Genomic DNA, 23,130 nt, shown 5'->3' on the forward strand with positions numbered 1-23,130 from the left:
ACGGTCCTCTGGCGGCCAACAGGAATATGTCCGTTAACTCTGGACCTGTAACGGCGATTCGGACAAGATCGCATAATGACGGGAAAACGGACAGGATCGGGCATCATGTGGCGCTGATCGGCTATGCGCGCGTCTCGACCGCAGACCAGAAGCTGTCGCTCCAGCTTGACGCGCTGAACACTGCCGGGTGCGACCGTATATTCGACGATCACGCATCCGGGGCAAAAGCCGATCGGCCTGGCCTAACCGAAGCGCTCGCCTATTTGCGCCCCGGCGACACGCTGGTGGTCTGGAAACTCGACCGCCTCGGCCGCTCGATGAGCCACCTGATCGAGAAGGTCGGCGAGCTTGCGGCGCGCGGCATCGGGTTCCGCTCACTCACCGAGAATATCGACACCACCACTTCGGGCGGCATGCTGGTGTTCAACATCTTCGGCTCGCTGGCCCAATTCGAGCGTGACCTGATCCGTGAACGCACTCATGCCGGCCTCAAGGCCGCACGCGAGCGGGGCAACAAGGGTGGTCGCCGGCCTGTCGTTACCCCCGACAAACTACGTAAAGCGCGGGCGCATATCGCAGCGGGCCTCACTGTTCGTGAGGCGGCGGCCCGGCTCAAGATCGGCAAAACCGCCCTATACAAGGCTCTGGAAAACGCGTGAAACCGCTGGCGATCAAGAACTCGTGGGTGCTGGTCACAGGGGCTTCGACCGGTTTGGGCAGAGCGTCCGCCCTCCGCTTGGCGGCATCGTACCAGGCCAAGCCCCTGATTGTTGGACGAAGGCTCGACAACTTGCGGGAGCTACAGACCGAAATTGACGAGCGGTTCAATGTGCCGTGCGAGATTATAGTGGCTGATCAACGTGAAATCGAGGGCAGGGAGAAAATCGCGGCTAAGGTTGCAGAATTGCAAGTAACAGCCGCTTTGTTGGTTGCCGGAATGACGAGCGTTGGTTCATTTGATGCAGGCCGTGCCGACACTTATGCCGAGGTAATTGAAACAAACATACTCGGTTTCACGGATTTGCTGGCTCGCCTGATTGCGATTTTCAGGGAGCAGCCGTTTGAATCCTCAGTAATCGCCGTGTCGAGCCTGGCGGGCGAAACATCCGTGCCCTTCCAAGCGGTCTACGGCGCGTCGAAAGCCTATGTGAGCACCCTCATGCGAGCGCTTTCCGTGGAGCTTGCCGGGACGGGAGTGAGTGTTGGATCTTTTGCACCCGGTGGAATCGACACAGACATGGCTGCCCTCAGCGATTTGAAGTGGGGGAGGTTGGGTTTGATGGACGTTGACCGGTGCGCGGCCCATGCAGTCCACGCTCTGGTTTATCGGCAATCCTTCGCCATACCGGGGATGGGCAACCAGCTCACATATTTGGCGAGCAGGGTTCTACCTCGATCGTTGGTCAATCGGATTGCCGCCCTCCCATATCGGCGCCCGTAGGGCGGCACCACATAAAAGGGGCAGGAAAGCCTGCGAATAGCATCTGCTGGCATCGTACCGGATTTGTTCGCCCTTAGCGTGCAGATACGTCACTTTCGTGTAGTCACCCCGTGACGGCGCCACTGGCGCTGTGATGCGGCCCCGCGCCAAAGGGATTGGTGTGCATGAACACCGACAGCCGCGGGGCGACAACGCCATTGCGGCGCAACTTCTCACCCACCCGGCTGGCGAAGCTCGCGACCGCCTGCAGCAAGTCGCCTAAGTCCGTGATCGGCCGGCCAAAGCTTCGGGTCACCGCGCACCCCTTGCGGCCCGCCGGAACCTCGTCCCACGACAGACAGGTCTTGGCGCGCAGCTCCAGCACGAGGCGCTCGCCGACGACGCTGAGCACGGCGCGGGCCTGACGCGGATCGAGGTCCCGCAGTTGGCCGGCCGTGGTCACCCCCATGGCTGTCAGCCGCGCGGCATAGGCCGGGCCCACGCCCCACACGTCCCCAACGGGCAGATCGTCCAGGGCCGCGGCGCGCGCCTGCGGGTCGCTCAGATCGCAAACGCCGTCCAGCGCCGGCGTGCGCTTGGCCAGGTGGTTAGCCACCTTGGCCAGGGTCTTGGTGGGACCAAGCCCGACACACGTCGGAATCCCGGTCCACTGGCGGACCGTCGCGCGCAAGGCGCGGGCGTGGCCGATAGGATCGGCGAGACCGCTGAAATCGAGGAAGCTCTCATCGATGCTGTAGACGACAACCTCGGGCGCGAACCGCTCATAGACGGCGTTCACGCGCCGGCTCATGTCGCCATAGAGCACATAGTTCGAGGACAGGGCGGCGACCCGCTCGCGGGCGCAAAGCTCGCGGACCTTGAAATAGGGATCGCCCATCTTCAGGCCGATTGCCTTGGCTTCGGGGCTGCGGGCGATGATGTTGCCGTCATTGGACGACAGCACCACGGTCGGTCGTCCTTCCAGGCGCGGATCGAAGACCCGCTCGCACGAGACGTAGAAGCAATTGCCGTCGCTCAGCGCGATCACCGGCCTCATCGAGTCGGCCGATGGGCGCGCAGGGACCAGGCGACCACGCCCCAGATGCTGATCTCGCTATGCGGATCGGGCGCAAACGGCGGGGATCGTGGATTGTCATGGCTGAGCGTCGGCCGGCCGGCGACATAGGCGAGGCGCTTGACCGTCGGTTCGCCATCGACGACGGCGACCACCACATCGCCGGAAACCGGGGCCAGCGAGCGGTCGCAGACCAGGTAGTCGCCGTCCAGGATCGTCGGCGTCATGCAGTCCCCGGACGCCCGCCACAGAAAGGTGGCGGCGGGGTTGGTGACCACCAGGCGGCTGACATCGATGGCGTCTTCGATCCAGTCGTCGGCGGGACTTGGAAATCCGCAGCAAATGCGAAAGCCCACGAGGGGGAGGGGAAGGGGAAGACCGATGACAACAGGACGCATGAGACCTCGAAAGCCTGCCGACACGGGGGCAGGCGGCGAGGTCGAGAACATAAGTAGAACATTTGTACCCCGGCAAGGGGGCATCGCGCCTGTCCACAGACCGCCAACAGACAAATGGGCGTGACCGCGCCCGCGGCCACGCCCTGCGGGGTCACCCGCGTGTCTTCACTGGAAGGTGGCGGATGCCTCGTTCAGCGGCCTTTTGACCGAGATTGAGGGCGGGTCCGAAGGGCTGCAGCGACGACCCGCGCGCGCCGTTCAGGGTGTTCGCCAGGGTCAGGACGCAGACCGGTTCGAGGGCGATCAATTCGTCATTGGCCCGGAAGGGGGCGGCGCGGCCGTTCTTGTCGAAGTCGGCCTTGGCCAGCACCAGGGTGACCGCCTTCTGCTTGGCCCACTTGATGGCGATCTTCTCCCCGCCCTTGGCCCCTGTCGTGGCCAACGCCATGTCCGGCCATTGGGCCTGGGCCCAGTTCAGCGCATCGAAGATGCGATGGGCGTCATCCTCGGTGTCGGCTTGCGGCGCGGCGCGGAACGCGACGATGGTGGCGCCAGGGTCGGTCGCGGCGTGCTTGCGAGCCTTGGCGGTCCGCAGGGCGTCGCGCGCCTCGATCTGGGCGGCGGTCACGCGCGAGGCCTTCACATGCCCCTTCCAGGGGGACCACACTTCCCCGGTCGCCGTGGTGTAGCTCGCAGCAGCCGCGTCTCGCACGAACTCCAAGGCCAGGCAGGCGACATCGGCGGCGTGGGCTTTTCGGGTGGCGTCCTGCATCTCGGTGTCAGCGATCTCGGAGCCGTCGAAGTCCCGGCTCAACCGGTTGAGCTCGTCCCTGGCCCGATCCGCCTCCCGTTCGATGCGTTGGGCGGCGGAGTGAAACGCCCCGATCAGGGTCTCGCAGATGATGGCCTGGAAGTCCTCGAGGGCGGTGTCGCTGATGACGTCGAGCGCTTCGGTCAAGACCGCGTGGCCAAGCTGGAGCAGGGCGTCTTCCGGCGGATGAGGGCGGGGATCATCCAAGGCCAAGGCCTGGGCTTCGAAATGAGTCAGGTGGCCGGTGAGCGGAGAAGCTGTGGAGTGCATGGCGTGAAATCCTTGTGGGGTGGGGTGCTGAGCCCGTCGGCTCGACGACCGCCCCGCGCCGACGGCTGGGGCCGCCCACAAGGGCTTTGAGCGAAGCGTCCCTTGTGGGCGGGCCCGGACGGTGGCGAGGTCTTAAGAGCCAAAGGACTCAGGCGCCGCGTCGCCGTTTCACGCCGTGCGAGTCTACTCCAAGCGCAGCCATTCACCCCTTGACGTAGCGCAAGGCCTAGGCCGCCCCCATGTGTAGAGTCGATCGCAGACGCCAGGAGAAAACCTATGAAGGGCTTTGTCGAAGACATCGAAGATCTTACCGAGGACAACAAGGACTTCAGGCGCGTGCTTTATACAGGCAAGCATCTGCAGCTCGTGTTGATGGCGTTGAGGCCTGGTGAGGAGATCGGGGAGGAGATCCACGCTGACCACGATCAGTTCTTCCGGGTTGAGAAAGGCAAGGGGGAGGTCTGGATCGACGGAGAGCGCACCAAGATTAAGAGTGATGACGCCATTCTCGTGCCTGCCGGCGCCAAGCATAACGTCGTCAACACCGGGGATAAGGCGCTCAAGCTCTACACCCTCTATGGGCCGCCCGATCATAAGGATGGAGTTGTCCACGCTAGCAAGGCCGATGCCGAAGCTGCTGAGGAACACTTCGATGGGACCACCACGGAGTAGCCCGCAACCCGCTATGAAGCCCGTTCGCACCGTTGTTGTAGTCTTCGCGTTCTGCCTCGCCGCTGCGAGTTTAGCCGCCTGCGCGACATTGCCGGCGGGGCCCGTCGGCAATCGCGCGGTCCCCGAACCGACCAAATCCGTCGATTTAAAGCGCTACGTTGGGCTTTGGTACGAAACCGCCCGCTATGAAAACCGCTTCGAGCGAAACTGCGAAGCGGTTACGGCCGCCTATCGCGCCTTGCCCAACCGAACGATAGAGGTTGTAAACAGCTGCCGCCAAGGCGCCGTAGGCGGTCCCCTCAAGGTCGCTAAAGGCCGGGCGAAGGTGGTGCGAGATTCCCAGGACGCCAAGCTAAAGGTCTCGTTTTTCGGACCCTTCTTTGGCGACTATTGGGTGCTCGATCATGCGGACGATTATAGCTGGTCGATCGTGGGCGAACCTTCCGGTCGCTATCTGTGGATCCTGACTCGGGAGGCAAATCCACAGCTGGCCACACGTGAAAAACTACAGGCTCGCGCCGGAGAGCTCGGATATGACACGAAGGTGCTCAGGTGGACCGCGCACTGAGTTGTTGGGCGGCCAAGGCCGCTTCGACTTCCCGCGCGGTTTGTCGAGCCCCTCGCATCACGCCCACGAGCGTCGCTGAAGCGAACCCAGTCCATTCGCCATAGCCGACGAGCCAAAGGCGGGGCTCGACGACTGATCGCGTGCCGTTGACCGCCGCCTTGGACTCGGCCGTCAGGACCCCAAGTGGGCGCAGGTGCTCAAGGGCCGGTCCGAACCCCGTGCACCAGATCACGGCATCGACGGCCTCTTCGCTGCCATCAGGCCACACCACGCCCTTTGCCGTGAAGCGCACGAAGGGGCGCACTGCGTGCAGGACGCCGCGCGTCCGGGCGGCCTTAACCGGTTCAACCATGACAATGTCGCCAAGTCCGCCTGGCGGCGGCGCCTCGGGGCCAACGCCTTCCTTAGCCTCCCATCGCGCAGTCGCGCGCTCGAACAGGACCCGGCCGTCCACGTCGTCCGCCAGAAAGATCGGATCGCGCGGCGTCACCCAGGTGGCGTCGGCGACTTCCGACACTTCGGCCAGAACCTGCGCGCCGCTATTGCCGCCGCCGACGACCAGGACGCGCTTTCCCGTGAACGGCTGCGGCCCGGCGTAGTGCGCCGAGTGCAGTTGAAGGCCCTCGAACCCGGCCTGGCCAGGATAGGCCGGCAGGAAAGGGGCGTTCCAAGTGCCGGTTGCGCTGATCACTGCGCGAGTGCGCCAGGTTTTGTGGTCAGTCCGCACGAGGAGTCCATCGTCGGCCTTGGTGACCGCCGTCACCCGCCGGGGTCTCTCGACAGGAAACTCATAGCGGCGCTCGTAGGCGGCGAGGTAGGCGATCACCTCCTCACGGCTGGGATAGATCTCTCTGCAGGGCGGCATAGGCCAGCCAGGGAGCGAGCTCCATTGGGCTGGTGAAAAGAGCCGCAGAGACGGCCAGCCATGGCGCCAAGCGCCGCCGGGCGCGGGCTCCGCATCGAGAAGGATGTAGGAGAGGCCGCTGCGCCGCAGGAAATAGGCTGTGGCCAGATCTCGGCGACCAGCTCCTCGAAGGCGTAGGCCTCATCGCCAAAGCGCTTGCCGAAGGTGCGGTCCAGTCGATGGGCCGCGCCCGACCAGTGCAGTTGCTCGTGCGCCTTGGTCGCCAGGAAGTCGTCGGGTGTGTTGAAGGCGTCCGGGTGGGGCAGACGGATCAGGTCCAGGGCCGGTACATAGCAGGCGGCGCCGCCCCCAAACTCAACCCGCGCTGGGATTGCATCCAACACGGCGTTGCGCGTGGCGGCGCGGGCGGCAGGGTCAGGATCGGCGATGTCGAGGAAGGCGCGGGGACAGTCGGTCAGCTGCTCGGCGTTGAAGACGCTATAGGTCTTCAGATAGCGCAGGACGCGGGGGTCGCCGGCCTCGTCCGCCACACCCCCGTCCGGCCCGTCGGTCGGCTCGCCCAGCACCCGGGTCTTGTAGAGGATCGCCGGCGAGGCCTTCTCGCCCTTGGCGACCGGCGCATCGATGGCCAGGGCCTGTCGGAAGGTGAACCAGTAGGGCGAGCGATAGCCGCGCACCGCGCCTGAAAAGGCAAGGAGCCAAGCGTTACTGCCGCTGAAGGGCTCGCCGTTCGCCCGCAAGGGCAACCTCGGATCGGCGCTGGCCATCCAGGCTTGGCGCCACGGCGGCACGCCCGCCTCGATGCGGGCGATGATGTCTAGGATCAGGTCGTCGAGCGGGTTGGACATAGGAACCTCGGGTCCGCCCCCGGGCCAATCCCGGAGCGCTTGCCCGCTCCGTCCCTTCCTCCAACCCTTTGCCGGCCAGGCCGCCGACGCAAAAGGAGCCGCCGGCTGATCACCGGCGGCTCCCGTTCAACGCCTGCGGTCCGTCAAGCCGCGGCGGGCAGGATGGTCTGGGGCGGCCAACGCTCGAGGATGGCGCTCAGCACGTCCGGTCGGTCGATCGGCACGAAGACTCGCGGGGTGTAGGCGATGATCTCGACGAAGCAGCCCAGCGCCACGAAGCTGGCGCGCTGCGCTGCCGCGCCGACGATCTCCAACCGCTGGCGATCCATCACCTTGGCCCGGCGCAACCAGAGCCCGCCGCTCAAGGCGACGGAAGCGCCTTCTGCCAAAACCAGGCGGGCGGCCGAGACGCCGTCGCCGACAGCGCTCGCGGTGTCGGTCAGGCCCAAGGCGATCTTCAGAGGAGTGACCTGCGCCGGGTCCAGCAGGCGGCCCAGCCAACGGCGCCCATCCGGAGCCTTGAGCCGTCGCACGGACGTGCGTTTGTCCGGCAGGCTGCTCCAGATCGGCAGCAGGAGCCCGGTCACCAGCACGAGTTCGCGGGTGACCCACGGGTCGGCCGCCGCCAGCTCGGCGTCCCAAGCCGAGCGCCAGGCCGCTTCGTCCACCCCCTCCCAGGCCGACTCCTCATAGGCCTTCAACGGCGCGACGCTGCGCTTTTCGGGCCGGATCAGCCGCACCGCCGGGACCAGGCGGTCGTCGTCATTCGTGGTGGTCAGGCCCTGGATGACCAGGGCGGCGCGGCCGGACTTGCTGTTCACCGCGAACACCCGCGCGTCTGGATTGGTGTCCGACAAAGCCGCCTCGGCGCCCATCAGGGCCCGGGCGGTGCGCACCTGGACGCGAAGCAGCCGCGTTTCCGCACCTGTCACCGCGTCGGTCCGGATGAGGGTCTCGTGATTGATGTCACGGCCCGAGATGTAGAACACCACATCGACATCGACCGGGTCGACCGCGGTCTTGCGCAGAATGGTGTATTTCGCGAACGACCCGGCCTTGACCACCTTAGTGATCTTGATCTCGGTCTTGTCACGGACGCGCTTGCACAACTCGGTGATCAGGCGGTCGACCTGGGCGTGGTATTCTTTGCGCTTGTCGGCCGGCAGGCGCAGCACGTTGCCGTCATAATAGCGCAGTTCAGTGTTGCTCAACGCCACCTGGCGCCCCCTTTCCGTTGCCGACAATCGGTCGATCGCGTGGTTTACAAAATGTCGCCTTATTATCGGGCTTAGGCTCATATGGAGCCCCAAGGGCCGATTTCAAGGGTATCGGTTTACAAAAAACACACTACATACGCCATATGTAAACCGGCATGGTGCAGGAGGTGGACGATGATTGGACACAGGATAAAGGTTGCGCGCGCTGCGGCCGGGCTGTCCCTCCGCGGCCTGGCAGAGGTGATGGGCGGGGTGGTGTCTGCCCAGGCCATTGGCAAGTATGAGCGCAATGAGGATATGCCTGGCTCGCGCGCCCTCATGGCCCTCGCCGACTCGCTTGGCGTGACCGAAGACTATCTTCTTTCGGAGGATGAGATCGCCCTGGAGGGCGTGGACTTCCGGAAGAAAGCCGGATCCTCGGCGCGTGAAGAAGCAACGCTCGAAGCCCGCACGATTCACATGCTCGAACGCTACTTGGCGATCGAAGACCTGCTGCATCTGCGCAGCGTCGACTGGGAGCAGCCTCGCAGCGCGCCGCACCCTGTCGGGGACCTGCGGGACGCCGAGGACGCCGCCCGCTCGGTGCGCGACGATTGGGGCCTCGGCAATGACCCTATCCCCCAGCTCGCGGAACTTCTTGAGGAACGCGGCGTGAAGGTGATGTCACTTGAGCTCGATGACATCGACGGCCTAGCGGCCAAGGTCCGGCGGCGAGGCCGAGACGCGGCCCGCGTCATCGTAATAAAGCGCAGCAGTTGGTCGGAGAGGAAACGCTTCAACCTCGCGCACGAGCTTGGCCACATGGTCCTGAGCGTGGCCGCTGGCCTCGATGAGGAGAAGGCCGCGCACAGATTCGCGGGTGCGTTTCTGGTACCGGCAGATGTGTTGCGCGCGGAGGTCGGCGCCAGCCGATCGTCGCTAAGCTTAGGCGAGCTCGTCGCGCTCAAGGAACGGTTCGGCGTCAGCCTGCAGGCGCTTACCTATCGGTGCAAAGATTTGGGCATCATCAACCAGGCGGCCTTTGCGAAGTTGTTTCGCGTCTTCGCGGAACGAGGCTGGAGGGCCTACCCATTCGAAGAGCCCGGCAGGATGAAGCCGGAGCTAGAGGAGCCCAGACGGTTCGAGCGCCTGTGCTACCGCGCGCTGGCCGAAGGGGTCATTGGTGAAGCGCGCGCCGCCGAACTCCTAGGCATCTCATCGCGCGAACTGGACGCCCGTCTCGATCAGGTGGCGGCATAGTCCAATGGCGGTCCTGGTTTCCGACACCTCGGTCATCATCGACCTGGAGCGGGGAACGCTGCTGGACGACCTCTTTCGCCTCCCCTTTGAATTTGCGGTGCCCGATCTCCTATTCCGCCGTGAACTCGCCGGCGCCCTAGGCGATCGCCTCATTGCGCTCGGTTTGCGGGTCGAAGAGCTGACTTCGGTCGAATTGACGCGCGCCACGACGGTCCGTCGTGACAGGAAGGAGCTTTCCACACCCGACACCTTCGCGTTCGCCATCGCAGAGGGCCGACAGTGGCCCTTGCTAACTGGCGATGGCGGCCTTCGGCGTCTCGCGGCGGAGTGCCACGTGGCCTTTCATGGCGTCCTTTGGATTTGTGACCAGCTCGAAACGGGATCGCATGTGCCGCGGCCAAGACTACACGCCGGCCTGACCGCGCTCTCGTCTCATCCCCGTTGCCGGCTGCCGGCCGCTGAGGTGCGCCATCGCCTCGATCGATACGCTGAATAGAGTCGCCAGCCGTATGATCTGGGCGAGACCGCGCCTAGATAGAGTGAAGGCCGCAAGGAGCCTGGCCGCAGGCCACGGCGGGACGCGCCGTCGAGCGGCCGGCGGCGCCTGAAGGCGCCCGTCAGGGGCGGACCCGTAGGAGCCGCGGCACGCGGCGGGACCGAGCACGCCCGCCGGCCGCTCTCCGTTTCCGGGGTGTTGCGGGGTGTCCCCGCAGAAGGGGTCGGCCGAGACTTCGGGCTCGGCCGCAGGGGAAGGCTTTCCCCAATGCACCCTAGTGTTTGAAGATCAGCAGTCCCAAGCCGACCATGACAATGCCAGCCAGAACAATCACGCCATAGACCCACACGGGCCGGGGGCGCCGAAGGCGCGCGCCCCGGTTAAGACGAGTTGTCGACTGGATCATGCGGTAATTAAACGCCAAAGGGCTGGAGGCGCCAAGAGAGCCCCCTCCCCTCGCGTTGGCCCACCCAGGCGCTCCGCTTTGCATGGATTCTTAATGACATTCCTTGCAAACTGACTGCGGAGGCCTAAGTTGGAGCCATGAGCAAGTTCGACCAGTTCAAGGCCAAGCTCCGCCCGGGGCAGACCTATCGCCGGGCGGACCTGGCCCAATGGTCGACGGCGGTCGATCGTCACCTCAAGGAGGCGGTGCAGGCCGGCGTGCTGACCAAGCTGGCTGGCGGCCTCTACTATGCGCCTAAACAAACCGCCTTCGGGAAGGCCCCGCCTGAGGACGATACCCTGGTGTCGACCTTCCTCAAGGGCGGCCCGTTCCTGCTGGCGTCGCCCAACGCCTACAATGCCCTTGGGGTCGGCACGACCCAGCTGCACAACAAGACCGTGGTCTATAACCACAAGCGCCACGGCAAATTCGCGCTCGGCGGCCGCACCTACGATTTTCGGATGAAGCCCGCCTTCCCGAAGAAGCTCACGGCTGAGTTTCTGATGGTCGACCTGGTCAACAACCTGGATCAGCTCGGCGAAAGCGCCGAAGACGTGCTCGAGCGCGTCAAGGCGCGGCTGGCCGCCAGTGACCGGGCGCGCGTGAAAAAGGCCGCCCAGTCCTACGGCTCCGAGCGGGCCAAGAAGTTCTTCGCCCGCGCCCTGGCCGAGGTTGGAACCCAGGATGCCGCGTGATTTCCTGCACAACCATCGTCAGTTTGCCGATCTGATCCGGATCGTCGCTCAGGCGCAGGGCATTGCGCCCGCCTTGGTCGAGAAGGACTATTGGATCATGCAGAGCCTCTACGGCCTGCAGCAGCTGGGCCTGACCTTCGAGCTGAAGGGCGGCACATCGCTCTCCAAGGGCTACGGACTGATCAGTCGTTTCTCGGAAGACATCGACATCCGCATCGAGCCGCCGGCCGATCCGCCGGTGATGATCGGCCGCAACCACGACAAGGCGGCTCACGTCCAAGGCCGCAAGGACTTCTATGATCGGCTGGCGCAGACCATCGTCATCGACGGCATCACCTCGGTCGAGCGCGACACGCCGTTTGATGACCCTCGCCAATATCGCAGCGCCGGCATTCGCCTGACCTACGCCAGCATCAATGGATCGGTCGAAGGCCTGAAAGACGGCGTGCTGCTGGAAGTCGGCTTCGACGATGTCGCGCCCAACGAAGCCCGCGATATCAGCTCGTGGGCCTATGACTTCGCCGCCAGCCAGGTCGAGATCATCGACAACCGCGCCCTGGGCGTCGCCTGCTATCACCCGGGCCATACGCTGGTCGAAAAGCTGCAGGCGATCTCCACCAAGTTCCGCCAGCAGCAGGATACCGGCGCGTTCCCACCCAACTTCATGCGCCACTACTACGACGTCTATTCGCTGCTCCAGGATCCGAGCGTGCAGGCGTTTGTCGGCACGCAAAACTATCTCGACCACAAGGCCAAGCGGTTCCCGAAGGCCGACAATCCGGTCATCGCCGAGAACGAAGCCTTCGTACTGAGCGACCCCGAGACCCGCGCCACGCTGCAGAAGGCCTACGCCGCGTCGAGCGCGCTCTATTTCCGCGGCCAACCAGCCTTCGACGAGATTCTGGCCGAAATCGCCAAGTGGTCGCCCAAGCTATAACGCGACCGCCAGTCGCTCGGCCGCGCCGATCAAAATGAAGGCTGCAAGGAGCCTGGACACAGGCCAGGCGGGACGCGCCGTCGAGCGGCCGGCGGCGCCTGAAGGCGCCCGTCAGGGGCGGACCCGTAGGAGCCGCGGCACGCGGCGGGACCGAGCACGCCCGCCGGCCGCTCTCCGTTTCCGGGGCGTTGCAGGGTATCCCCCGCGTGAAGGGGTCAGCTGAGAGGCAAGGCTCGGCGGCAGGGGAAGGCCTTCCTCCCCTGGCAGTGCTCCGCGGATGCATGGATTTCAATGCGTCTAGGGACCGCGCCTCAGGAAGGCGGCGCGTTAGATCCAGGTCAGTGCTACGAATGGCGCGTCCCGCTTCTCCGGCCCGGACCAAGGGTCAGCGTCCATGCCGAACACAAAACCCCTCACGAGCGACCCAGACCTTGTCGCGGCGCTCAGCAAGGTGCCCGCCGTCACCCTCAGTTTCTGGGTGATCAAGATCCTGGCGACGACCCTGGGGGAGACAGGCGGCGACACCGCTAGCATGACCTTCAACCTGGGCTATCTCGTCGCAACAGCCATCTTCCTCACCCTCCTGGTCGTCTTGGTGATCGCCCAAATCCGGACGCGGCGGTTCCACCCCATCCTTTACTGGGCCACGATCATCGCCTCGACGACCGCGGGAACCACGATGGCGGATTTCGCCACGCGGTCGCTCGGCATCGGATATCCAGGCGGATCGCTCTTGCTGCTGACCTGTGTTCTCGGCTCCCTCGCCGCCTGGCGGTTGACGCTGGGCAAGGTCGACACGGACCACATCCAGACCCCGAAGGCCGAGACCTTTTACTGGATCACGATCACGCTGTCGCAGACCCTGGGCACGGCCTTAGGCGACTGGACGGCGGACACCGGCGGGATTGGCTATGCCGGCGCAGCGATGATTTTCGCTGCGATGCTGGCAGCGGTCGTGGCGCTCTATTACTGGACGACGGTAAGCCGGATCGTGCTCTTCTGGGCGGCCTTCATCCTCACCCGCCCACTCGGCGCCGCCGTGGGCGACTTCCTCGACAAGTCGCACCAGCAAGGCGGGCTCGCGATGAGCCGCCCCCTAGCTTCAGCCGTACTGGCCGTTCTCATCATCATCTTGATCTGGGCTCTGCCGCAACGCGCGGGGCGACGCCCGACAAATCCCGTCAGCCACTAGCGCCAAGCATCGCTTTCGCAGCAGAAATTGGGATAGCAAGCCAAGGCGCTCACAATCGACAGCACGAGCCTACTCATGGTCGGGCGGGCTGCATATCGACCGCGCTTCGGGATAACTCTACTTCAACCGCCAATCCAGGCTCGGCGGAAGATAGCTTTAGACTCGCAAAATGCGCTCGGGCAATCGCAGCGACCATGCTGAGACCTAGCCCATATCCGGGCGTAGTCCGGCTGTGCTCTAGGCGGGCGAAGCGGCGCAGGACTTTGTCGCGGTCTTCAGAAGGTATGCCAGGGCCGTTATCCGCAACCAGCAGAATGACGTTGTCCTCGGTTGGCTTCAGCCGGACCAGGATCGTCGTCCCACGTGACGTGTGACGGACGCCGTTCTCGATGAGATTGACGAGAAGCTGGGCGAGAAGTCTGGCATCGCCATAAACCCGCACATCCGGGCTGATGTCGATCTCAAGTCTGTGCTCGGCGACTTCCACGTCCGGTCGGAAAGCGTCTGTGACCCGCTCGATCACCTCGGAGAGGTCAACATCCACAAACGTGGATCGGATATCCAACGTCTCGATCTCGGAGATGCGCAGAAGAGCCGCGAAGAGGTCTAAAATCTCCCGACCGTTGCCGGCGGCGGTTTCGATCGCCCTTCGGTATTCGATGGGATCGTGCGCACCTGCCAACGCGCTCTCAAGGACCTGTTGCTGTCGCGCTAGCGGCGTCCGCAGATCGTGGGCGATATCGCTAGAGACCTGGCGGAGGTTTTCCAAAAGCTCGGCGTTCCGGTCCAGCATCCGGTTCAGGTTCTGGGCTAGGCGGTCGAACTCGCCGTCGGTGACGCCGTGCGGGACCCGACTGGTGTGGTCCCCCGCGATGATGGCCTGGGCCGTGGCGTTGATCCGGTTGAGTCGGCGGCGCACCACTGCGCCGAGCCCCCATGCTCCACCAATACCGATCACCATCATTATGCCGACAATGACGAACAGCATGCGGCTGATGGCGGCGTCGATCTCCTGGATTGGCGTGCGATTGGCGGCGACGACCAGCGTTGAGCCGTCGGTCAGCCTGGTGGTCAGCGCCTGGGCGACCTCATGCGCTTCGTCACCGATCGGCAGGAACTCGCGCCAACCGGGACTTGGCACCTCGGAGCGCAGCCTACCGGCGAGCCGCCGATTGGCGTGATCGACCAGAAGGTAGCCCATGTCCGACGCACCGCTACTGTTCTCCCGCGCCGTCACGGCGACGACAAGGGCCGGCCGCCCACCCTGATCGAAGGCTCCGATTAGGCTGCGGGTTTCCCCGTCGATGCGGCGGTCGAGCTGAACCTCCAGCGCCTCATGCGCGACGTAGTGGACAAAGCGCCCGAGCAGCAATGCGGCGGCCGCGAGGCTAAGGCTGACCAAAGCGACAAGACCGAAGGTGGTCCTCGGTAGGGGCAGCCTCATTCGCTTCGGATCATGTAGCCGGCGCCGCGGATTGTCTGGATGGCGTCTTGGTCAAAGCCGGCGTTCAGCTTGGCGCGCAGACGGCTGATGTGGGTTTCTACAATGTTCGTCTGAGGATCAAAGTCGAAATCCCATACGCGCTCCAGCAGCATGGTCTTTGTCATGACGCGGTGCGGATTTCGTAGCAGCTGCTCGAGCATCAATATCTCGCGCGGCTGCAGCTCAATCCTGCGCCCATCACGTCGAACAATGCGTCTTTGAAGATCAAGTTCGATGTCGCCAACTTTAATGCATTGCTCGACCTGCGTCGTTGCCGGCCTGCGGACCACCACATTCAGACGGGCGTTTAGTTCCGAGAAGGCGAAGGGCTTGACGAGGTAGTCGTCAGCTCCGCTCTCCAAGCCCTCGACTCGATCGGCGATCTTGCTCATGGCGGTGAGGAGGATAGCGGGAGTATGGATGCCGCCGGCGCGCAGCATCTTCAGCACCTTCAGGCCGTCGAGACCTGGCAGCATGCGGTCCAACACGAGGGCGTCGAACGGTTCATGGGTCGCGCGGAATAAGGCGTCAGCGCCCGAGCCCACGACGGTGACGACATGGCCCTCCTGCGCAAGGCCCTGCCGCACATAGTCGGCAGTCTCAGGGTCATCTTCGGCGACGAGGACTTTCATTAGGGTCAGTTTAGACCGACGACGCGGCCCCCGTCCTCCCGAGCGATCGCGACGACCGGCTGAGCCTCCCAGCCACCGCCGAGCGCGCGGAAGATCGCAACCTGTGTCTGCGCGATGCGGGCTTCCGACAGGACAAGCTGGCTTGCCGCGGTATTGCGCGAGCGTTCGGCGTCGAGCACCAGGAGGTAGTTATCGGCCCCGAGCCTCTGCCGTGCATTGGCTCGCTTCAGCACCTGCTCGGCCTCGGCCAGGGCCAGGGTCAAACTCGCGCGCCTTGAGCCTTCCGCCTGATAGTCAGCTAAAGCCGTCTCGACCTCGCCAAGAGCGCGCAGCATCACCCGGTCCCAGTTGGCCAGGGCGGCCTCGGCGCTTCCCTTGGCGGCGGCCAGGCGGGCGCGGGCCGGACCCTGATTGGGGAAGGCCCAGGTGATCAATGGCGTCAGGAAGCCGTCGAAGCCGCCCGCGATCAACCCTGCCGAGCCGCCGAGCTGGATACGAGGATAGAGGTCGGCGGTGGCCACACCCACACGCGCGCCGGCGGCGGCCAGGCGGCGGTCGGCTTCGCGGATATCTGGGCGGCGCGCGATCAGGGCGGCGCCGTCACCAACGGGCAGCGGCAGGCCGATGCGGGGAGCGGCGGCGCATCCAGCGGGGAAGGTCTCGGCTTCAGCGGCGGGACGGCCTTGCAGCACGGCGAGGCGGAACAGCGCGCGCTTGCGGTCGGCCTCAAAAGGCGCGGCGGTGGCCGCCACCTGCTCGCGCAGCAGCCGGGCCTGAGACACCTCCAGCGGCGAGACCTCGCCTGCGGCTAACTGGTCGGCGACGAGGTCGAGGCTCTTCTGCTGGGCTGCGACCTGGCGGGCGGCCAGGGCGGCATTGGCGTTTGCGGCGCAGAGGTCGACATAGGCGGCGACTGTGTCAGCCACGACCGCGACGCGGGCGCTCTCCAACGCCGCCTGCACAGCTTCGGCGTCGGCTCCGGCGGCCAAGGCGGCGGAGCGCAAACGTCCGAACAGGTCGATCTCATAGGCGACGGTGGCGCCGAGTTCGTAGCTGGTCTTGGGGAGGCTGGAGGTCGAGGGTTGCTGGTCGGCTCGGTCAGGCCCGGCGCCGCTTTCCACGACGGTCTGCGGCAGGCGGCTAGCTTCGGCCTGGCGGGCCTGGGCGCGGGCGATCTCCAGATTGGCGATGGCGACGCGAAGGTCGGCGTTTGCTGCGAGTGCGCGTTGCACATGGCCGTCGAGCACCGGGTCTTCGAACAGGCGCCACCAGTTCGCAGGCAGAGCAGAGCCAGTCACGCCTTCCAGCCTTGCTCCGGCGAATGCCCCAACCGCGGTCGACGGCGCTACGGGTGACGGGATCGACGGAACACTAGCGCAGCCGGTCAGGAACAGCAGCAAGGCGGAGCCGGCGAAGGTCAGTCTCATGCGGGGGCTCCTTCGGGGGCGCCGCGCGCCGCAGCGGGGCGGGCCTTACCGAACCGGGCATAGAGGGCGGGCATCAGGAGGAGGTTCAGGGCAGTGGAGCTGACCAGTCCCCCCAAAATAACCAGGGCCATCGGATGCTCGATCTCGTGGCCGGGCGCGTCCCCGCGCACGACCAGAGGCAGGAGGGCCAAAGCGGCGCACGAGGCGGTCATCAAGATCGGGACCAATCGCTCCTCCGCCCCGCGTAGGATCAGGCCGGGACCGAATGCCTCGCCTTCCCGATCTTCCAGGTGCTGGTAGTGGCTGAGCAGCATGATGCCGTTGCGGGCCGAAATGCCGATGACCGTGACGAAGCCGACGAGTGAGCCGAGCGACATGGTGCCGCCGGACAGCAGGACGGCGATCACCCCGCCGAGGAGGGCGAAGGGCAAGCTGACGGCCACGAGGGCGGTAATTCTAAGGGAGCGGAACTCGAGCCAGACGAGAAGCAGGATGCCTATCAGGCAGAGGCCGCCGAGGGCCAGGAGCTGACGCTGGGAGGCCTGCAGCGCGGCGTATTCGCCGAGAAATTCAGGGTGGTAGCCTCGCTCGAACTGCAGCCCGGTTACCCGCTGCTCAACCGCGCGGGCGACATCCGAGAGGTTGGAGCCCTTGATGTTCATGGTCACATCGATCCGGCGGGAGCCGTTCTCGCGGCGAATCTCGTTGGCGGCCGGAGCGATACGAACGTCGGCGACATCGGACAGACGCACCTGAGCCCCTGACGCGCTGGAAATGAGCAGATTCTGGATGGCGTGCAGATCGCTCCTCACCGAGGGTTCGCCCCAGACTGTGACGTCGAAGCTCATCTGGTTGCGGTAGATTTCTCCGACCTTGGCCCCGGCGATCAAGGTGGCGGCGGCGCGGCGCACTTCGCCGGGTGTCAGGCCGTAGGCAGCCAAGGCGTCGGGCCTGGGCGCGATCTGGATTTGCGGCGCCAGGACCTGCTGCTCGACTTTGAGATCGGCCACGCCCGGCACGTCTCTGATCGCGGCCTCGACCTGGGCGGCGGTGGAGCGCAGGCCGTCGAGCTCGGGGCCGTAGATGCGGACGACGATGGTGGCGCCGGCGCCGGTCAGCACCTCCTTGATCCGCTCGCGCAGATAGGTCAGCACGTCGCGGGTCAGGCCGGGATAGCCGTCGATGGCCTCCTGGATCTTTTTCACACTGGCGTCATAGTCGGCCTTCTCGTCGAGGCTGATCCAGAGCTCGGTGAAGTTTGGGCCATAGACCTCGTCGCCCTGCTCGGCGCGGCCGATGTGCGAGCCGAAATTGCGCACGCCGGGAATGGCGCGCAACTCCTTGGAGGCCAGGATGGTGATCCGCTCCATCGCCTCGACCGACGCCCCCGGCTTCTCGACGAAATGCATCAGGAAGTCGGTCTCGCGGAAGTTGGGAAGGAACTGGCTCTTGGCTGAAAGGTAGCCGACCCCGGCGACGACCAAGCCGACGGCGACGATCCCCATGGCGAGGTTGGGGCGGCCGACGATGCGGGGCAGGACGGCGGCGTAGCGGCCTTTAAGGTAGCGGACCAAGCCCGGCTCCCGCGGCGCGAGCGGCGCCTTGGGCAGGAGCATCAGGCACAGGGCCGGGGTCACCGTCAGCGCCACCAGAAGCGATGCGGCGATGGAGAGGATGTAGGCGATGGCAAGGGGCCGGAAGAAGCTGCCGGCGACACCGCTGAGGAAGAAGACCGGCAGGAAGACCAGCATCACGATCAGGCTGGCGAAGACCACGGCGCTGCGCACCTCCAGCGAGGCGGCGAGCACCACCTCCAGCGCCGGCCGTGGCGTGTCCGACTGGCGGTTCAGCCGCAGGCGCCGGCCGATGTTCTCCACGTCGATGATGGCGTCGTCGACGATCTCGCCGAGCGCGATGACCAGACCGGCGATGACCATGGTGTTGATGCTGGCGCCCATCCAGGAGAGGGCTAGGGCGGCGCCCAGGAGGGACAGGGGAATGGCGGTCAGGCTGATGGTCGCCGCGCGCCAGTCGCGGGTGAAGACGATCAGCACCAGCGCTACGAGGGCGCAGCCCAGCCACATGGCGTTGGTCAGATTGCCGAGCGAGCGCTCGATGAATGTGGCTGGGCGGAAAATGGTCGGATCGACTTCTACACCGGTCAGGCCCGGCTTCAGCTCGGCCAAGGCAGCCTCGACACCCTTGCTGACGTCGAGCGTATTGCCGCCCTGCTGCTTCTCGACGATCAGGAGCAGGCCCGGTCCGTCGTTGATGATGGCGCTGCCGATAGGGGCGGCGAAGCCCTCGGTGACGGTCGCCACGTCTCCAAGCCGCACGGGCGCGTTGTTCGACAGCTTGATCACCGTGCGCGAGAGGTCAGCGGCGGTCTCGACCGGCGACAGGTGTCGAACGGCCAATCTTTGGTTCGGGTTATCGACGAAGCCGCCGCTGGCGATCACGGCGGCGTCGCCGGCCGCACGCTGCACCTCGCCGAGCGTCACCCCAGACGCATTCAGCCGGACCGGGTCACCGCAGGCTCGGTGCGCTTGGTCAGCATCTGGATCTGGTCGGCCGCCGAGCATTGCAGCTCGGCCGTATCCTCGATCAACACCACCCGGTCCGCGGCGAAAGCCGGCTCCGCCAGGATGGCGTTGGCCAGCGTGGTCTTGCCCGACCCCGTGCCACCGACGATCAGCAGGTTCTCGCGCGCCTCAGCCGCGGCCCGGATGATCTCGGCCTGGGCGGCGCTCATCATGCCGCCCTCGACATAGTCGTCCAGGGTGAACACCACCTCAGGCCGCTTGCGGATCGCAAAGGCCGGTCGCGCCACGACCGGCATGAAGGCGCCCTGGAACCGCTCCCCGGTCTCCGGCAGGGTTGCGCTCACCCGGGGCCGGTCGCGGGTGACCACCTCGCCCGCATGGTCGGCGAGCAGTCGTAGGATCCGGTCGGCGTCGGCCGCCGCTAGCAGCTGCCCCGTCCACGAGCGGCCCTCCCCGATGCGGTCGATCCAGATCTTGCCGTCCGGATTGACCATCACCTCGACTACCAGGCGGTCGGCCAAGGCCTGCGCGATCACCGGCCCCATGGCTTGGCGCAGGGCGGCGACCTTGCGGTCGAGAACATCAGGATGGCGTTCGGTCATGGTGGGCTCACGCAAACGGAGGGGTCAAAGGCTGCCATCGTCGTCATCGGCCCGTAGAGCCGCGACAGGGGCCATGGTCAGGTAGTCGGCGGCCAGCACCGCCTCGGGCGCGCCTGGGGCCTCTGCAGGCCCCTCAGCGCCGCTGTAGCGGGGCTTGGGCACGCGGACGCCGGCGAAGGGCTCAGGCGACGCGCAGACGGCCCTGACGCCCCGCCAATCAATGCTGGCGGGCCCCGGCAGGTCCGCGGCCCCGGGCCGCTGCTCATACGCGGCCGGCACGCCGTGGAAGTAGTCGCCGGTGCGCGCCTTGAAGAACGGCTCTTCGTAGTAGCGGATCTTGTCGGCCAGGATCGGTTTGGTGTTGTTGACGAACAGGAACTGCTTGCGGTCGTCCAGGCCCCGCACGTCCTCCTCCGACAGGATGTAGCGCTGCTGCTCCGACTGCGAGGTCGACCGGTGCGCCCGCCCGAACAGGCTGCGCGGGTCGCTGTAGCTCTCCCGCATCTCCAGCGCCTTGCCGGCGCGGCGCGTGACCTTCTCGATGCTCGTCGGCTCCGACGTCGCGAACGTCGCGGTGATGTGCATGTTGTCGAATAACGGTGTTTTGTCACCGTACTTGGAGAACACGTCGTTGAAGCTCTGGCAGACCAGGTGGGCGGTGATCCCGTAGCCGGCCATCTCCCCCATCGCGTTCTCCAGGAACGGCAGGCTGCCGAGCTTCGGAAACTCGTCGAGCAGCAGCAGCAGCCGATGGCGCTTGCGCCGCCGCCGGCTGTCATAGTGCTCATGCTCCATCAGGCTGTTCACGCTCTGGCGGATGAACACCCGCACCAGGAAGGCCAGTCGGTCGGCATGGGCCTGGGGTGTGATCAGGTAGAAGGTCACCGGCGCCTCACCGCCGTGAAGAAGTCAGTGGCGCTCTGGTCCCAGAAGTTCAGGTCCCCCGCCTTGCGGCCCAGCGGGTCGACCAGGATGCCGACCACGTTCTGGATGTCGGCGATCTCCATCGGTCCCTTGCGCACCTCGAACAGCGGATTCCAGCGCACCGTGTTGGGGTCGGTCGGGGCGAAGTAGAAGACGTGGCTGAACGTTTTCCGGTGATCGGCGGTGATGTGCCAAAGCNCGCAGGCCACGGCGGGACGCGCCGTCGAGCGGCCGGCGGCGCCTGAAGGCGCCCGTCAGGGGCGGACCCGTAGGAGCCGCGGCACGCGGCGGGACCGAGCACGCCCGCCGGCCGCTCTCCGTTTCCGGGGTGTTGCGGGGTGTCCCCGCAGAAGGGGTCGGCCGAGACTTCGGGCTCGGCCGCAGGGGAAGGCTTTCCCCAATGCACCCTAGTGTTTGAAGATCAGCAGTCCCAAGCCGACCATGACAATGCCAGCCAGAACAATCACGCCATAGACCCACACGGGCCGGGGGCGCCGAAGGCGCGCGCCCCGGTTAAGACGAGTTGTCGACTGGATCATGCGGTAATTAAACGCCAAAGGGCTGGAGGCGCCAAGAGAGCCCCCTCCCCTCGCGTTGGCCCACCCAGGCGCTCCGCTTTGCATGGATTCTTAATGACATTCCTTGCAAACTGACTGCGGAGGCCTAAGTTGGAGCCATGAGCAAGTTCGACCAGTTCAAGGCCAAGCTCCGCCCGGGGCAGACCTATCGCCGGGCGGACCTGGCCCAATGGTCGACGGCGGTCGATCGTCACCTCAAGGAGGCGGTGCAGGCCGGCGTGCTGACCAAGCTGGCTGGCGGCCTCTACTATGCGCCTAAACAAACCGCCTTCGGGAAGGCCCCGCCTGAGGACGATACCCTGGTGTCGACCTTCCTCAAGGGCGGCCCGTTCCTGCTGGCGTCGCCCAACGCCTACAATGCCCTTGGGGTCGGCACGACCCAGCTGCACAACAAGACCGTGGTCTATAACCACAAGCGCCACGGCAAATTCGCGCTCGGCGGCCGCACCTACGATTTTCGGATGAAGCCCGCCTTCCCGAAGAAGCTCACGGCTGAGTTTCTGATGGTCGACCTGGTCAACAACCTGGATCAGCTCGGCGAAAGCGCCGAAGACGTGCTCGAGCGCGTCAAGGCGCGGCTGGCCGCCAGTGACCGGGCGCGCGTGAAAAAGGCCGCCCAGTCCTACGGCTCCGAGCGGGCCAAGAAGTTCTTCGCCCGCGCCCTGGCCGAGGTTGGAACCCAGGATGCCGCGTGATTTCCTGCACAACCATCGTCAGTTTGCCGATCTGATCCGGATCGTCGCTCAGGCGCAGGGCATTGCGCCCGCCTTGGTCGAGAAGGACTATTGGATCATGCAGAGCCTCTACGGCCTGCAGCAGCTGGGCCTGACCTTCGAGCTGAAGGGCGGCACATCGCTCTCCAAGGGCTACGGACTGATCAGTCGTTTCTCGGAAGACATCGACATCCGCATCGAGCCGCCGGCCGATCCGCCGGTGATGATCGGCCGCAACCACGACAAGGCGGCTCACGTCCAAGGCCGCAAGGACTTCTATGATCGGCTGGCGCAGACCATCGTCATCGACGGCATCACCTCGGTCGAGCGCGACACGCCGTTTGATGACCCTCGCCAATATCGCAGCGCCGGCATTCGCCTGACCTACGCCAGCATCAATGGATCGGTCGAAGGCCTGAAAGACGGCGTGCTGCTGGAAGTCGGCTTCGACGATGTCGCGCCCAACGAAGCCCGCGATATCAGCTCGTGGGCCTATGACTTCGCCGCCAGCCAGGTCGAGATCATCGACAACCGCGCCCTGGGCGTCGCCTGCTATCACCCGGGCCATACGCTGGTCGAAAAGCTGCAGGCGATCTCCACCAAGTTCCGCCAGCAGCAGGATACCGGCGCGTTCCCACCCAACTTCATGCGCCACTACTACGACGTCTATTCGCTGCTCCAGGATCCGAGCGTGCAGGCGTTTGTCGGCACGCAAAACTATCTCGACCACAAGGCCAAGCGGTTCCCGAAGGCCGACAATCCGGTCATCGCCGAGAACGAAGCCTTCGTACTGAGCGACCCCGAGACCCGCGCCACGCTGCAGAAGGCCTACGCCGCGTCGAGCGCGCTCTATTTCCGCGGCCAACCAGCCTTCGACGAGATTCTGGCCGAAATCGCCAAGTGGTCGCCCAAGCTATAACGCGACCGCCAGTCGCTCGGCCGCGCCGATCAAAATGAAGGCTGCAAGGAGCCTGGACACAGGCCAGGCGGGACGCGCCGTCGAGCGGCCGGCGGCGCCTGAAGGCGCCCGTCAGGGGCGGACCCGTAGGAGCCGCGGCACGCGGCGGGACCGAGCACGCC

23 protein-coding genes and 1 pseudogene are annotated in these 23,130 nt (G+C 65.5%); 11 read left to right on the forward strand and 13 right to left on the reverse strand.

The annotated features are described in order from the left end of the window. Positions 1-107 precede the first annotated feature (107 nt). Positions 108-659, forward strand: a complete 552-nt coding sequence (locus tag BN1313_RS15960; RefSeq protein WP_004213210.1) for a recombinase family protein — start codon at positions 108-110, stop codon at positions 657-659. Next, the gene (locus tag BN1313_RS15965) at positions 656-1,441 is read left to right on the forward strand and encodes an SDR family NAD(P)-dependent oxidoreductase (RefSeq protein WP_004213209.1); all 786 of its coding nucleotides are present in this window, start codon (positions 656-658) and stop codon (positions 1,439-1,441) included. The genes BN1313_RS15960 and BN1313_RS15965 overlap by 4 nt, the downstream gene beginning before the upstream one ends. A gap of 103 nt (positions 1,442-1,544) precedes the next feature. Here BN1313_RS15965 and BN1313_RS15970 read toward each other — a convergent pair whose 3' ends face one another. From BN1313_RS15970 to BN1313_RS15980, 3 genes are all read right to left on the reverse strand, one after another. Next, positions 1,545-2,477 (reverse strand): Y-family DNA polymerase, encoded by a 933-nt coding sequence (locus tag BN1313_RS15970; protein WP_091743301.1) that lies wholly within the window; start codon positions 2,475-2,477, stop codon positions 1,545-1,547. Beyond that, complete coding sequence (locus tag BN1313_RS15975; RefSeq protein WP_091743319.1) at positions 2,474-2,893, reverse strand: LexA family protein; 420 nt, start codon at positions 2,891-2,893, stop codon at positions 2,474-2,476. The genes BN1313_RS15970 and BN1313_RS15975 overlap by 4 nt, the downstream gene beginning before the upstream one ends. Positions 2,894-3,044: 151 nt before the next feature. After that, positions 3,045-3,974, reverse strand: coding sequence for a DUF2493 domain-containing protein (locus tag BN1313_RS15980; protein ID WP_091743302.1), 930 nt, complete (start codon positions 3,972-3,974; stop codon positions 3,045-3,047). Between the two features lie 276 nt (positions 3,975-4,250). Between BN1313_RS15980 and BN1313_RS15985 the strand changes: the two genes are divergently transcribed. Further along, positions 4,251-4,646 carry a cupin domain-containing protein gene (locus BN1313_RS15985; protein ID WP_091743303.1) on the forward strand — a complete coding sequence of 132 codons (396 nt, stop codon included), beginning with the start codon at positions 4,251-4,253 and terminating at the stop codon, positions 4,644-4,646. Between the two features lie 13 nt (positions 4,647-4,659). Beyond that, a complete protein-coding gene (locus BN1313_RS15990; protein ID WP_091743304.1) occupies positions 4,660-5,214 on the forward strand; it encodes a lipocalin family protein in 555 nt (184 codons plus the stop codon). Here BN1313_RS15990 and BN1313_RS15995 read toward each other — a convergent pair. The 3 genes and pseudogenes from BN1313_RS15995 to BN1313_RS16775 form a co-directional block, all read right to left on the reverse strand. After that, the gene (locus tag BN1313_RS15995; protein ID WP_091743305.1) at positions 5,195-6,226 is read right to left on the reverse strand and encodes an ArsO family NAD(P)H-dependent flavin-containing monooxygenase; all 1,032 of its coding nucleotides are present in this window, start codon (positions 6,224-6,226) and stop codon (positions 5,195-5,197) included. The two genes, BN1313_RS15990 and BN1313_RS15995, sit on opposite strands and share 20 nt — an antisense overlap. 8 nt (positions 6,227-6,234) lie before the next feature. Beyond that, positions 6,235-6,927 (reverse strand): annotated as a pseudogene (locus BN1313_RS16000) (ArdC-like ssDNA-binding domain-containing protein); the annotation flags it as partial. Between the two features lie 143 nt (positions 6,928-7,070). Then, positions 7,071-8,144, reverse strand: a complete 1,074-nt coding sequence (locus BN1313_RS16775) for a nucleotidyltransferase family protein (protein WP_218054409.1) — start codon at positions 8,142-8,144, stop codon at positions 7,071-7,073. 174 nt (positions 8,145-8,318) lie between these two features. Between BN1313_RS16775 and BN1313_RS16010 the strand changes: the two genes are divergently transcribed. The 5 genes from BN1313_RS16010 (at position 8,319) to BN1313_RS16030 (ending at position 13,148) form a co-directional block, all read left to right on the forward strand. Beyond that, positions 8,319-9,383 (forward strand): helix-turn-helix domain-containing protein, encoded by a 1,065-nt coding sequence (locus tag BN1313_RS16010; protein WP_091743306.1) that lies wholly within the window; start codon positions 8,319-8,321, stop codon positions 9,381-9,383. Positions 9,384-9,387: 4 nt separating this feature from the next. Further along, positions 9,388-9,879: a PIN domain-containing protein gene (locus BN1313_RS16015; protein WP_091743307.1), complete on the forward strand. Its 492-nt coding sequence runs from the start codon at positions 9,388-9,390 to the stop codon at positions 9,877-9,879. 543 nt (positions 9,880-10,422) lie between these two features. Then, entirely contained in the window at positions 10,423-11,019 is a 597-nt protein-coding gene (locus tag BN1313_RS16020) for a hypothetical protein (RefSeq protein WP_176696072.1), read from the forward strand. Further along, positions 11,009-11,956: a nucleotidyl transferase AbiEii/AbiGii toxin family protein gene (locus BN1313_RS16025; RefSeq protein WP_091743308.1), complete on the forward strand. Its 948-nt coding sequence runs from the start codon at positions 11,009-11,011 to the stop codon at positions 11,954-11,956. The genes BN1313_RS16020 and BN1313_RS16025 overlap by 11 nt, the downstream gene beginning before the upstream one ends. A 394-nt stretch (positions 11,957-12,350) precedes the next feature. Then, positions 12,351-13,148, forward strand: a complete 798-nt coding sequence (locus tag BN1313_RS16030; protein WP_091743309.1) for a COG4705 family protein — start codon at positions 12,351-12,353, stop codon at positions 13,146-13,148. A gap of 73 nt (positions 13,149-13,221) precedes the next feature. Here BN1313_RS16030 and BN1313_RS16035 read toward each other — a convergent pair whose 3' ends face one another. The 7 genes from BN1313_RS16035 to BN1313_RS16940 are packed head-to-tail and all read right to left on the reverse strand — an operon-like array spanning position 13,222 to position 20,968. Beyond that, complete coding sequence (locus BN1313_RS16035; RefSeq protein WP_091743310.1) at positions 13,222-14,592, reverse strand: sensor histidine kinase; 1,371 nt, start codon at positions 14,590-14,592, stop codon at positions 13,222-13,224. After that, a complete protein-coding gene (locus tag BN1313_RS16040) occupies positions 14,589-15,263 on the reverse strand; it encodes a response regulator transcription factor (protein ID WP_091743311.1) in 675 nt (224 codons plus the stop codon). Before BN1313_RS16040 ends, BN1313_RS16035 begins: the two co-directional genes overlap by 4 nt. A 5-nt stretch (positions 15,264-15,268) precedes the next feature. Further along, positions 15,269-16,690 carry an efflux transporter outer membrane subunit gene (locus BN1313_RS16045; RefSeq protein WP_091743312.1) on the reverse strand — a complete coding sequence of 474 codons (1,422 nt, stop codon included), beginning with the start codon at positions 16,688-16,690 and terminating at the stop codon, positions 15,269-15,271. Beyond that, positions 16,687-19,191 (reverse strand): efflux RND transporter permease subunit, encoded by a 2,505-nt coding sequence (locus BN1313_RS16050; RefSeq protein WP_245620261.1) that lies wholly within the window; start codon positions 19,189-19,191, stop codon positions 16,687-16,689. The genes BN1313_RS16045 and BN1313_RS16050 overlap by 4 nt, the downstream gene beginning before the upstream one ends. A gap of 11 nt (positions 19,192-19,202) precedes the next feature. Continuing rightward, entirely contained in the window at positions 19,203-19,835 is a 633-nt protein-coding gene (locus tag BN1313_RS16055; protein ID WP_245620262.1) for an ATPase, T2SS/T4P/T4SS family, read from the reverse strand. A gap of 24 nt (positions 19,836-19,859) precedes the next feature. Then, positions 19,860-20,720: a type IV secretory system conjugative DNA transfer family protein gene (locus BN1313_RS16060; RefSeq protein WP_245620263.1), complete on the reverse strand. Its 861-nt coding sequence runs from the start codon at positions 20,718-20,720 to the stop codon at positions 19,860-19,862. Beyond that, a complete protein-coding gene (locus BN1313_RS16940; RefSeq protein ID WP_245620264.1) occupies positions 20,717-20,968 on the reverse strand; it encodes a type IV secretory system conjugative DNA transfer family protein in 252 nt (83 codons plus the stop codon). Before BN1313_RS16940 ends, BN1313_RS16060 begins: the two co-directional genes overlap by 4 nt. Positions 20,969-21,435: 467 nt before the next feature. Here BN1313_RS16940 and BN1313_RS16065 point away from each other — a divergent pair, with 467 nt between their 5' ends. Then, positions 21,436-22,032 carry a hypothetical protein gene (locus BN1313_RS16065; RefSeq protein ID WP_176696072.1) on the forward strand — a complete coding sequence of 199 codons (597 nt, stop codon included), beginning with the start codon at positions 21,436-21,438 and terminating at the stop codon, positions 22,030-22,032. Further along, a complete protein-coding gene (locus BN1313_RS16070) occupies positions 22,022-22,969 on the forward strand; it encodes a nucleotidyl transferase AbiEii/AbiGii toxin family protein (RefSeq protein WP_091743308.1) in 948 nt (315 codons plus the stop codon). The genes BN1313_RS16065 and BN1313_RS16070 overlap by 11 nt, the downstream gene beginning before the upstream one ends. Positions 22,970-23,130: the final 161 nt, after the last annotated feature.

This window comes from Phenylobacterium immobile (ATCC 35973) (assembly GCF_001375595.1).
Taxonomy (GTDB): Bacteria; Pseudomonadota; Alphaproteobacteria; order Caulobacterales; family Caulobacteraceae; genus Phenylobacterium; species Phenylobacterium immobile.